This is a genomic window from Methyloceanibacter sp. (genome assembly GCF_041573655.1).
In the GTDB taxonomy this organism is placed as follows: Bacteria; Pseudomonadota; Alphaproteobacteria; order Rhizobiales; family Methyloligellaceae; genus Methyloceanibacter.
This window is the reverse complement of sequence record NZ_JBFFQD010000006.1, coordinates 68,733-78,312: the sequence shown is the minus strand read 5'-3', so window position 1 is coordinate 78,312 and position 9,580 is coordinate 68,733. Positions and strand designations below refer to the sequence as shown.

Annotated in this window: 12 protein-coding genes; 9 read left to right on the top strand and 3 right to left on the bottom strand. The window is 64.3% G+C overall.

The features are described 5' to 3' along the window. Window positions 1-56: 56 nt before the first annotated feature. Window positions 57-482, bottom strand: coding sequence for a L,D-transpeptidase (locus tag ABY454_RS02890; RefSeq protein WP_372928667.1), 426 nt, complete (start codon window positions 480-482; stop codon window positions 57-59). A gap of 216 nt (window positions 483-698) precedes the next feature. Here ABY454_RS02890 and mepA point away from each other — a divergent pair, with 216 nt between their 5' ends. From mepA to ABY454_RS02845, 9 genes are all read left to right on the top strand, one after another. Continuing rightward, the gene (gene mepA, locus ABY454_RS02885) at window positions 699-1,919 is read left to right on the top strand and encodes a penicillin-insensitive murein endopeptidase (RefSeq protein ID WP_372928666.1); all 1,221 of its coding nucleotides are present in this window, start codon (window positions 699-701) and stop codon (window positions 1,917-1,919) included. A gap of 89 nt (window positions 1,920-2,008) precedes the next feature. Further along, window positions 2,009-2,668 carry a universal stress protein gene (locus ABY454_RS02880; RefSeq protein ID WP_372928665.1) on the top strand — a complete coding sequence of 220 codons (660 nt, stop codon included), beginning with the start codon at window positions 2,009-2,011 and terminating at the stop codon, window positions 2,666-2,668. A 144-nt stretch (window positions 2,669-2,812) separates the two neighbouring features. Beyond that, on the top strand, window positions 2,813-3,373 hold the full coding sequence (locus ABY454_RS02875) for a NifU family protein (RefSeq protein WP_372928664.1): 561 nt from the start codon (window positions 2,813-2,815) through the stop codon (window positions 3,371-3,373). After that, window positions 3,370-3,960, top strand: a complete 591-nt coding sequence (locus tag ABY454_RS02870) for a malonic semialdehyde reductase (RefSeq protein ID WP_372928663.1) — start codon at window positions 3,370-3,372, stop codon at window positions 3,958-3,960. Before ABY454_RS02875 ends, ABY454_RS02870 begins: the two co-directional genes overlap by 4 nt. Window positions 3,961-3,969: 9 nt before the next feature. Further along, window positions 3,970-4,656: a tRNA (adenosine(37)-N6)-threonylcarbamoyltransferase complex dimerization subunit type 1 TsaB gene (gene tsaB / locus ABY454_RS02865; protein ID WP_372928662.1), complete on the top strand. Its 687-nt coding sequence runs from the start codon at window positions 3,970-3,972 to the stop codon at window positions 4,654-4,656. Next, the gene (locus ABY454_RS02860; protein ID WP_372928661.1) at window positions 4,656-5,114 is read left to right on the top strand and encodes a GNAT family N-acetyltransferase; all 459 of its coding nucleotides are present in this window, start codon (window positions 4,656-4,658) and stop codon (window positions 5,112-5,114) included. Before tsaB ends, ABY454_RS02860 begins: the two co-directional genes overlap by 1 nt. A gap of 114 nt (window positions 5,115-5,228) precedes the next feature. Further along, window positions 5,229-5,663 (top strand): Fur family transcriptional regulator, encoded by a 435-nt coding sequence (locus ABY454_RS02855; protein WP_372928671.1) that lies wholly within the window; start codon window positions 5,229-5,231, stop codon window positions 5,661-5,663. A gap of 96 nt (window positions 5,664-5,759) precedes the next feature. Next, a complete protein-coding gene (locus tag ABY454_RS02850; RefSeq protein ID WP_372928660.1) occupies window positions 5,760-6,170 on the top strand; it encodes a hypothetical protein in 411 nt (136 codons plus the stop codon). Window positions 6,171-6,206: 36 nt separating this feature from the next. Then, complete coding sequence (locus tag ABY454_RS02845; RefSeq protein ID WP_372928659.1) at window positions 6,207-7,001, top strand: lysophospholipid acyltransferase family protein; 795 nt, start codon at window positions 6,207-6,209, stop codon at window positions 6,999-7,001. A gap of 21 nt (window positions 7,002-7,022) precedes the next feature. On the opposite strand, the gene ABY454_RS02840 is transcribed toward ABY454_RS02845, so the two are convergent. Together ABY454_RS02840 and ABY454_RS02835 are read right to left on the bottom strand one after the other, a co-directional pair. Continuing rightward, window positions 7,023-7,883 carry a hypothetical protein gene (locus tag ABY454_RS02840; protein WP_372928658.1) on the bottom strand — a complete coding sequence of 287 codons (861 nt, stop codon included), beginning with the start codon at window positions 7,881-7,883 and terminating at the stop codon, window positions 7,023-7,025. 346 nt (window positions 7,884-8,229) lie between these two features. After that, window positions 8,230-9,480 carry an MFS transporter gene (locus tag ABY454_RS02835; RefSeq protein WP_372928657.1) on the bottom strand — a complete coding sequence of 417 codons (1,251 nt, stop codon included), beginning with the start codon at window positions 9,478-9,480 and terminating at the stop codon, window positions 8,230-8,232. Between the last annotated feature and the right edge of the window lie 100 nt (window positions 9,481-9,580).

Sequence of the window (9,580 nt, the reverse complement as noted above, 5' to 3'; positions counted from 1 at the left end):
CGACCGCGTTCGCGGGCGCCCCGCGCCAAGCGTCTGCGGCCGTTAGTCTTCTCGCGTTAGTGGGTGATGCGGATCGTCGTGTTGCTGTTGCCGTATTTCTGCACCAGCGAGAACAGCCGCGCCGCGTTTGAGGGATGCAGCCGAATGCAGCCATGGGAGACCGGGCGCCCGAGATGCTTCGTCTCGTAGGAGCCGTGAATGGCGTAACCGCCCTTGAAGAAGATCGAATGCGGCATGGGCGAGTTGTTGTAGATCGAGGAGTAGTGGCGGCGGGCGAGATGATACGGCTTGTAGGTGCCGGTTGGCGTGCGGTAGCCGCGTCGCGCCGTGGAGACCTTCCACGTGTAGGTCGACTTGCCGTTCACGAACACATGCATGCGCTGGCTGGAGAGATCGATTTGAGCGACGACACCGGCGAAGGCGGTCGCGGGCAGGACAAGAAATGTGCCGAGCAGCGCGGCCAAGACGACGTTACGTTTCATGATCAGCTCCCACAGACTTGGAATTTGTGTCCCGCGCCCGCACATCATCGCGCCTGACGCTCTAGATTCCAACGACATTGATCAGACTATTGGCGCGCGGGGCTGAACATCTCCTGAACGGTGTGGCTTCGGCGCACCGCAAAGGGGTCCAATTGCCGACACCATTTGTGCTACTGTGCGCCTCCGGGGGGCCTGTCAAAACCAGGTCGGGAACGCATGCGAAGGCTGATTCTAAGCCTCACGATATTGCTGCTTGGCTGGGGTTTGGCGACGGCGCAAGAGAAGCTCGCGCCGCCGGCTGGCGGCACCGCTGAGGCGGAATCCGGCGAAGCTGCGGAGACAGAGGCCGGCGAGCCTACCGAGACGGCGGCCATCGAACCCGCCATGGAACTCCCGGAACGCAAGCCGCCCAAGCCCCCAGAGCCGAAGTCGAAAAAACTGCCGGGCGCCAGAGAGCTGTTCGCCTCCGTCCCCGGCCCTGCCAAGCTCGCGGCACGGGCAATTGGCTTTTATTCGAAGGGCTGCCTTTCGGGCGGTATCGCGCTTCCCCTCAACGGCCCCGACTGGCAGGTGATGCGCGTCTCGCGGAACCGCTACTGGGGCAGCCCGCAGCTCGTCGACTATATGGAGCGGCTTGCCAGCGACGCGCGCGCCCTCGACGGCTGGCCGGGCCTTCTCGTCGGCGACATGTCACAGCCGCGCGGCGGGCCGATGCTCACCGGCCATACCAGTCACCAAGTCGGGCTCGATGCCGACATCTGGCTAACGCCCATGCCGGACCGCATCCTTACGCTCCAAGAGCGGGAGGACGTCGAAGCGGTTTCGATGCTGAAGGATCCGTTGCACGTCGATCCGGAGAAGTTCACCGACGTGCATATCAAGCTCATCCGTCGCGCCGCGTCTTATAGACAAGTGGCGCGCATCTTCGTGCACCCGGCGATCAAGCGGTCGCTATGCGAGCGCGCCGAGGTCGCAGGCAAGGACACACGTTGGCTTGGCAAGGTGCGGCCGTGGTGGAACCACCACTACCATTTCCACGTCCGCCTCGGCTGCCCACGCGGCATGGCAGGCTGCAAGGATCAGCCGCCGGTGAAGGGCGATTCCGGCTGCGGCAAGGAGCTGGACGATTGGAACTCTATGCTGAAGAAGTCCTCGATCTGGCGGACGCAGCAAAACATCGATCCAAACGCCAAGCCGGGAATAAAGAAGAAGCCTTACCCCTTAAGAGATCTGCCGAAGGACTGCCGGACCGTGCTCACCGCGGGCGATTACGAGCTGCTCAGCGTCGATGATGAGTTGCCGCCCGTGGCCCTCAAGGCCGCCGCCAGCAAGGAGGCCGGGCCGGGCGTGCCGCTCTTCACCAAGACGCAGCTTCACAACGTGCTCAAGGGCGGCCAGGTCAACGTACCGATGCCAAACCGCAATCCCGTCCGCTAGGCAAGGCAACGCGCCTGAGCGTCTGAGGCGCTCCACGCCCCCTTCAACGCGCCTTGTTGGCGGGCGCCGGAGGTGGCAGCATGCCGCCCATGGCCACTCCCAAGAAGAAACCGGCGAAGAAGACGCCGCCGGCTAAGCAGAAATCCGCGCCGCGCAAAGCCGCGCCTAAAAAGGCTGCACCCAAGAATGCAGCACCCAAGAAGCCCGCGCCTGCTGCCAAGGCCGCGTCTTCGACACCGCGGGCGCGCAAGAAGCGGGAGATCTATCTTGAGGGTCACAAGCGCAAATTCCTGGTGGCGGTCGACGAGACCCCGGAATGCGATCGCGCCTTGGCCTTCGCGGCGAGCCGGGCCAAGCGCACCAAGGGCCAGCTGGCGCTGCTCTACGTCATCGAGCCGGAAGGCGAGGCCCTGCATTGGCTGGGCGTTGAGGACATGGCGCGCGAGGAGGGCCTCAGCAAAGCCAAGGCCGTGTTCCGGCTGTTCGGCCGCAAGCTCAAGGCCCTGGGCTTCGAGGCGCTCGTGCCGGAGGAGATCGTGCGGGAAGGCAGTAAGGCCGAGGAGATCACAAAGGCCATCGAAGAGGACCAGGATATCGGCGTCCTGGTGCTTGGCGCCTCAAGGGACCCCTCAGGCCCCGGACCGCTCGTGACCCATTTGGCGGGCGGCAAGCTCGCAGGGTCCTTCCCGGTGCCGATCACCGTGGTTCCGGGGCACCTGACGACCGAGGAAATCCTGGCGCTGGCCTGAGGCTAGGGGCAAGCGAATCGGCTTCAGATAGTGGTATAAGGGGCCCGCTCACCTTGATTTTGCGGCGCTGCAGACACATTTTTGGTGTAGAACTATTCTAATCTTGAACGATGTAGAGCAGCCCCGAACCCCGAGAAGATTGCCATGTTCATCCAGACCGAAGCGACGCCGAACCCTGCGACCCTGAAGTTCCTTCCGGGCCGGGCCGTGCTTGGCGAGGCAGACGCGATCGAGTTCCGCGACCAAACCGAAAGCGAAGGCTCTCCGCTCGCCGCGCGCCTGTTCGACATTGACGGCGTCACGGGCGTGTTCCTGGGCTCCGACTTCATCAGCGTCACCAAGGGCGATGGCGAGTGGCAGCATATGAAGCCCGCCATTCTCGGCGCCATCATGGAGCATTACCTCTCCGGCGAGGCGATGACCGAGGGCGACCCGGCACAATATGACGGGGTGAACGAGTCCTACGCGCCCGAAGACGAAGAGACGGTCAAGACCATCAAGGAACTCTTGGACACGCGCGTGCGCCCGGCCGTGGCGCAAGACGGCGGCGACATCACCTTCCAGGGCTATCGCGACGGCGTCGTCTATTTGCACATGCGCGGTGCCTGCGCGGGCTGCCCCAGCTCGACGGCGACGCTCCGTCACGGCATCGAGAACCTGCTCCGGCACTTTATTCCTGAAGTGCAAGAGGTCCGGCCGACTTGACGGCGAAGCTTCCAGATGCATCGCTCGATCAACTGTTCCGCGATGCGCGCTCGCGCGGCGCGTGGCAGGACAAGGACGTCCCCGATTCTCTGCTGCATGAGCTGGTCGACCTGGTGAAGCTTGGGCCGACCTCAGGCAATTGCAGTCCCGCGCGCTTTGTCTTCGTGAAATCCAAAAACGCGAAGGAGAGGCTGGAGCCGTATCTTTCGGCAGGCAATCGTGAGAAGACCATGAAGGCGCCCGTCTGCGCCATCATCGGCTACGACCTCGACTTCTACGAGCATCTGCCGACGCTCTTTCCGCACACCGACGCCAAGGCCTGGTTTGAAGGCAAGCCGCAGAAGATCGCCGACTCCGCCTTTCGCAACGGCACGCTGCAAGCCGCCTATCTCATCCTCGCGGCGCGGGGGCTTGGGCTCGATTGCGGGCCGATGTCGGGCTTCGACCAAGAGGGCGTCGATTTGGCGTTCTTTGCCGGGACCAATGTGAAATCCAATTTTCTGTGCAATCTCGGCTGTGGCAACGATGCGCCTTTGCGCCCGCGCGCGCCGCGCTTCGACTTCGACCAGATGGCGCAGATCGTCTAAGAAGCAGCCATGAACATCTTAGCGCTCGATACGAGCATGGGCGCCTGCTCCGCCGCGGTGTTGCGCGCTGGCGATGCGCGGAGGCTTGAGGCTCTTCAGGTCGAGATGCCGCGCGGACATGCCGAAGCGCTCATGCCGATGGTGGACGAGGTGCTGGCCGAGGCGGAGATCGGCGCGAGCGAACTCGACTTGATTGCCGCGACAGTCGGCCCCGGCAGCTTTACCGGCATGCGTATCGCCATTGCAGCGGCGCGCGGGCTTGCCCTCGTCACGAGCGCGAAGCTTTTCGGCACCGACAGTTTGAGCGTTATGGCGCGCGCGGCGCTTCTGGCCGGCGCGGACCCTCAAGGCCCGTTCGCCGTCGCCGTCGATGCCAGGCGCGGCATGCTCTATCTCGGTCTCTTCGACGAGACCGCCGCTAAGATGGACGGTCCGCTGCTCATCGCGCCGGACGACGCGGCGGCGATGCTCCCGAAAAATTTGGCGCTCGCGGTTGGAAGCGGCGCAGGCGCGCTCGCCGAATCTGCATCCGCCCGCGGTCTTTCCGTGGGCGCCACTTTAGAGACGCTGCAGCCGAGCGCGGCGGCGCTTGCCGAGATTGCGCATGAGAGGGGCGAGACCTGCGAGGTGTTGCGGCCGCTTTATTTGCGGCCGCCGGACGCCAAGCCGCAAGCGCCCACGCTGGAGCGACGCTGATGACCCGCACATGCGCCGTGAGCCGCGCCGGTCCGGGTGATGCCGCGCTGTTGGCGGCGCTCCATGCGCGCTGCTTCGCGAAGCCTTGGGACGAGATCGCCATGGCGCGGTTCGTCGCCGCGCCGGGCGTGCTGTGTCTTGTTGGAACGGCACCCCATGAGGTGGCGGCGCCAGCGGCGCTTCTGATCGCGCGGGCTGCCGCCGACGAAGCGGAACTGCTGACGATGGGCGTGATACCGGAACGCCGCCGCGCCGGGCTTGGCCGCGCGCTTCTGAGCCACGCACTTGCTGTGTTGTCGTCGCGCGGCGCTACGCAACTCTTCCTCGAAGTCGACGAGACCAACGCCGCGGCGGTTGCGCTTTACCGCGCATCTGGCGCGAAGCCCGCCGGTCGCCGGGAGCGCTATTACGAAAGCGGCGCGAACGCCGCCATCTTCAGCCTTGATCTTCGGTCCTGATCTTGAGACTTGATCTTGAGTCTCGATCTTGAGTCTTGCCCTTTGCCAGCCACCCTCCGATGATGGACGCGACCTGCGATGAGCCGCTCGAAACCCACCAACCCTAAAGGATCCATGTCCGGCGAGGCGACACGGGAAAGCAGGCTTGAGCGGCTTTGCGCCGACCGGGGCCTGCGCATGACCGGTCAGCGGCGCGTCATCGCCCGCGTGCTGTCCGAAGCACACGACCATCCGGATGTGGAAGAGGTCTATCGCCGCGCCAGCGCGGAGGATCCGCGCATCTCGCTATCCACGGTTTATCGGACAGTGCGCTTGATGGAAGGCGAGGGCATCGTCGAGCGCCACGACTTCGGCGACGGGCGCGCCCGCTACGAGCCGGCCGGGCACGACCACCACGATCACCTCATCAATATGAAGACCGGCGAGGTCATCGAGTTCAAAAATGAGGACATCGAGCGGCTGCAGGAACGCGTCGCCAAGGAGCTCGGCTTCCGGCTTATCGGACACCGCCTGGAACTCTTCGGCACGCCCCTAAAGAACGGCAAATAGCGCCGCAATATACCGCCTATTTCACCCTGTTTGACTTCCCGCGCGCGGCGGGACAATTTTGGCGAAGCGTCAATCAATGAAGAAGGGGGTGGCGTGATGGGTAGACGCATCGTTCTTGCCGCGATCGTGACATTGCTGAGCGGCATGGCCTTCGCCGGGCATGCTCTGGAGCCGGAAGCCGCGCCAGTGGCCAAGGAAGACAATTCGGTCGAGACGGACAACGCTGCGGCGTCTGTGACTGAGGTGACGGCCAGCCCTGCGCAGCCTGTCTCGACTCCAAGCCCCACAACGATTGTGGTGCCGGCACCCAAGGTCGAGGTGAAGATGCCGTCCGAACTCGACCTCTACATAGTCCCGGCGGCCACGCGCGAAGTCTGCACGACCCGCGACTGGGGCGCCGGCGAAATCGAGACCGACTGCCGGGTTCGTCCGGTCCCCATAATGCGCGCCGATCCGCAGCTCCGCGGTCTTTGCGTCACACGCTACGGTCAGCGGGTCTGCTATTGAGCACACGCGCGGTAGGCCGTTCTTGAAACGATATCGATGAAACGCGTGCGCGCATTTCTGGTGCTGGCGACATTTTTCGCCTTCACCCTCCCCTTGATGCCGCTGCAGTACCTGCTGGTGCGTACCGGCTCGCGCTTCGCCCGCAGCTTCCCGCATTGGTACCACCGTCAAGTTTGCAGGATCATCGGCATACGCCTCAATGTCGACGGGGAAGTCGCGGAGTCTCAAGGCGTGCTCATCGTCTCCAATCATGTCTCGTGGCTCGACATCACGGTGCTGTCGGCGGTCGCGCCCGTTTCGTTCGTGGCCAAACAAGAAGTCTCGACCTGGCCGTTCGTGAAATGGCTCGCCAAGCTGCAACGCTCGGTGTTCGTCGACCGCGAGCGGCGCACAGAAGTGGGCACCAAGGCCAACGAAATCCTGGAGCGCCTGGAAGCGGGAGACCACGTGGTGTTCTTCGCAGAAGGGACGTCCAGTGATGGCAACTCCGTCGTGCCGTTCCGCTCCGCATTGTTCGCAGCGGTCAAGCCGCCAGGCGGTGCGCCCATGGGATCGAAGGTTTCGGTGCAGACGCTGGCGCTGACCTACACGAAGCTCCACGGCCTGCCCTTGGGACGGCGCGGCCGTCCACAGGTCGCCTGGTACGGAGACATGGACATGGCAAGCCATGCCTGGAAGCTGCTCGGCCTTGGGCCGCTCGACGCCGATATCCGCATCGGCCCGCCTGTGCCGCTCGACGACTTCCCGGACCGCAAAGCGCTGGCGCGCTACACGGAGACGAAAGTCCGCAACGATGTCGTTGAGTTGTTGCGCGCGCGGCCCTCGCGATAGTCCGAGCCGCGCGCTTGTCTGCTAGATCGCGCGACGCAGGCGGATCGTGTCCATGACCGTCGCCGGCGAGAACGTCCCATCAGGCTGCTGCCGGATGAAGCCTGCCTTCGCGACGTTCGTCAGCGTGACGTGCACGCCGCGGTCGACATCGCCATTGGCGAAATAGCCTTCCTGCACCGCGATATGGCAGAGGTCCTCAAACGTCATAGCGCCCAACTCGCTAAGCTTGCGAATTAGAAAGTCCGCAAGAGGCGGCTGCTGGGGTGCTTGAGAGACCCTTTCCGCCGGACGGGGCTGTTCGTGTTCGCCCTCGCGCGCTGGCGCGGCGGCCAAAGGCGCACGCCGATAGATCTGCGGCGCAGCGGAACGCTGCTCGCCCTCGTCCTCATGAGCCCGCTCTTGAACGCGCTCATGAACACGCTCCTGAACTTGCTCTTGGCGAACCGGTACCGGGCCGGGGCGCCTCTGCGGCACGGCCTCCGCTGCATGCGGAGCGCGGTACTGCGCCGGCTCACGTGACGGGCGGCGTTGCGGCTCAGTGGCCCGGCCGTTCGCCTGACGATAAGGCTCCTGCTCCTGGCGGCGCTGGTACTCGGCCTCCGGGGCAGGGCGGCGATCCGGCTCTGCCTCGCGCACCGGATGGCGCTCCGCCACCGGCGGCGCCTGCCGCGGCTCGTCTTGGACGGGTGCGTCCGTCAGCCGCTGGTATTCCAGCTCCATGAGCGTGGTGACGGCCTCGAACTCGGACTGAAGATCCTCGATCCTCGCCTCGTGCTCCCGCTTCAGTTGTTCTTGACGTTTCTCGAATTGCGCTTGCGCCGCGCTTAGCTGCTCCTTGAGGAAGCTGGCACGGTCTTGTAGGTCCCCGCGAATATCACGCATCAAAATGCCCTCTGGTTACTGCACCTCGACAGAACGACACGCCGAATCGGATGTTTCGCAAGCACACAAAGGCCCGCCGTCCACCGCTCGGCAGTTACGCATTACTGTACGGAATTGCGCCGGACACAGCCTCAGCATCGGCGCCACTGCCGTCATTCTAGCCCTAACCATCTGCAGAGTCTCGCCTTTGGCGACTCAGACAGTTATGTCGAGCATCGGCGTAATTATTCTGCGCCCGCCCGGCCGCTCAAGGAGCAAATTCCCAAGACAAGACCAAGACACTTTTGGAACAAGTTCGATCCGCCACGCGGATGAGCCGTCATCATCTTGTCAAATCGGATGCACTTCAGCGGGTGGCGGGGCGTTTCTTCTGCCGCTTCCGAGGCTTCGCCTTTGACATCTCTGGCAAGAACGCCGCAAGCAGCCCGATCGCCGGCAAAAATGCGCACACGTGATAGACGAAGGTGATGCTCGTGGCGTCGGCCAGCCGGCCGAGCAGCGCCGCCCCGATGCCGGCAATGCCGAACGCGAGGCCGAAGAACAGCCCCGCCACCATGCCCACGCGGCCCGGCAACAGGCTTTGCGCATAGACAATGATGGCCGGGTGAGCGGACGCCAGGATAAGGCCGATCACCACGCTGAGTATGGCCGTGCCCACCAAGCCCACATAAGGCAGCGCGAGCGTGAAAGGCAGCACGCCGACGATCGACCACCAGATCACGCGGCGCGTGCCGATGCGATCACCGATGGGACCGCCGATTACGGTGCCTGCCGCCACGGCACCGAGGAACAGGAACAGGAACAGCTGCGCCGACTGCACCGTCAGGTCGAAAGTTTGGACCAGATAGAAGATGTAGAAGCTCGCGATCGAGGCCAGATAGAAGTGCTTGGAGAAGGTGAGCGTGACCAGGATGGCGATTGCCCGCGCCACCTCGCGGCGGCCAAGCGCGGCAATCGCCTCGCGTTCTTCGGGATGAGAGACCGGTTTCCACTTGAGCGCCTTGCCGTACCAGTTCCCGACCACCGACAGCAGCGCCATGCCGAGCAGAGCCACCACCGAGAACCAGGCGATCGAGCCTTGCCCGTAGGGAATTACGATGAAGGCCGCGAGCAGCGGTCCGAGCGCGGTCCCGAAATTGCCGCCCACCTGAAACACCGCTTGTGCCGTGCCGTGCCGCCCGCCCGAGGCGAGCCGCGCGACCCGGGACGACTCGGGGTGAAACACCGACGACCCCGTGCCGATCAGCGCGGCAGCGCCGAGTACCATCGCGTAGGACGAGGCGAAAGCGATGAGGATCAGGCCGGCCAGCGAGGAAGCCATGCCGACCACCAGCGAGTAGGGCGTCGGGTAGCGGTCGGTTACGTAACCGACGAGCGGTTGAAGCACCGACGCGGTCGCCTGGAAGGTGAAGGTGATGAAGCCGATCTGCGCGAAGTCGAGCGCAAGGCTCGTCTTGAGCATGGGATAGATCGCCAGGATCAGCGACTGAATCACGTCGTTCAGCATGTGGCACACGCTGATGGCGGCGAGCACCGCCACCGCGGTCCGCTGACCCGCCGCGCCTTCCTGCGCCGTGTGCCCTGTCTGCCTCGCCATCAGGAGAAACCCCGTTGAAATCCTGGTGCGCAGGATTGGGCCAAACCGCCCCTCAAGGGCAAGAGGTCATTTTCCCGTACAGGCCCAGGCGGGCTAAAAT

Excerpts from the sequence above, each read along its gene's own strand:
- tsaB (WP_372928662.1), top strand. The coding sequence starts at position 3,970 with ATGAACATCTTAGCGCTCGATACGAGCATGGGCGCCTGCTCCGCCGCG.
- ABY454_RS02880 (WP_372928665.1), top strand. The coding sequence starts at position 2,009 with ATGGCCACTCCCAAGAAGAAACCGGCGAAGAAGACGCCGCCGGCTAAG.
- ABY454_RS02835 (WP_372928657.1), bottom strand. The coding sequence starts at position 9,480 with ATGGCGAGGCAGACAGGGCACACGGCGCAGGAAGGCGCGGCGGGTCAG.
- ABY454_RS02845 (WP_372928659.1), top strand. The coding sequence starts at position 6,207 with ATGAAACGCGTGCGCGCATTTCTGGTGCTGGCGACATTTTTCGCCTTC.
- ABY454_RS02890 (WP_372928667.1), bottom strand. The coding sequence starts at position 482 with ATGAAACGTAACGTCGTCTTGGCCGCGCTGCTCGGCACATTTCTTGTC.
- ABY454_RS02850 (WP_372928660.1), top strand. The coding sequence starts at position 5,760 with ATGGGTAGACGCATCGTTCTTGCCGCGATCGTGACATTGCTGAGCGGC.
- mepA (WP_372928666.1), top strand. The coding sequence starts at position 699 with ATGCGAAGGCTGATTCTAAGCCTCACGATATTGCTGCTTGGCTGGGGT.
- ABY454_RS02875 (WP_372928664.1), top strand. The coding sequence starts at position 2,813 with ATGTTCATCCAGACCGAAGCGACGCCGAACCCTGCGACCCTGAAGTTC.
- ABY454_RS02860 (WP_372928661.1), top strand. The coding sequence starts at position 4,656 with ATGACCCGCACATGCGCCGTGAGCCGCGCCGGTCCGGGTGATGCCGCG.
- ABY454_RS02840 (WP_372928658.1), bottom strand. The coding sequence starts at position 7,883 with ATGCGTGATATTCGCGGGGACCTACAAGACCGTGCCAGCTTCCTCAAG.
- ABY454_RS02855 (WP_372928671.1), top strand. The coding sequence starts at position 5,229 with ATGTCCGGCGAGGCGACACGGGAAAGCAGGCTTGAGCGGCTTTGCGCC.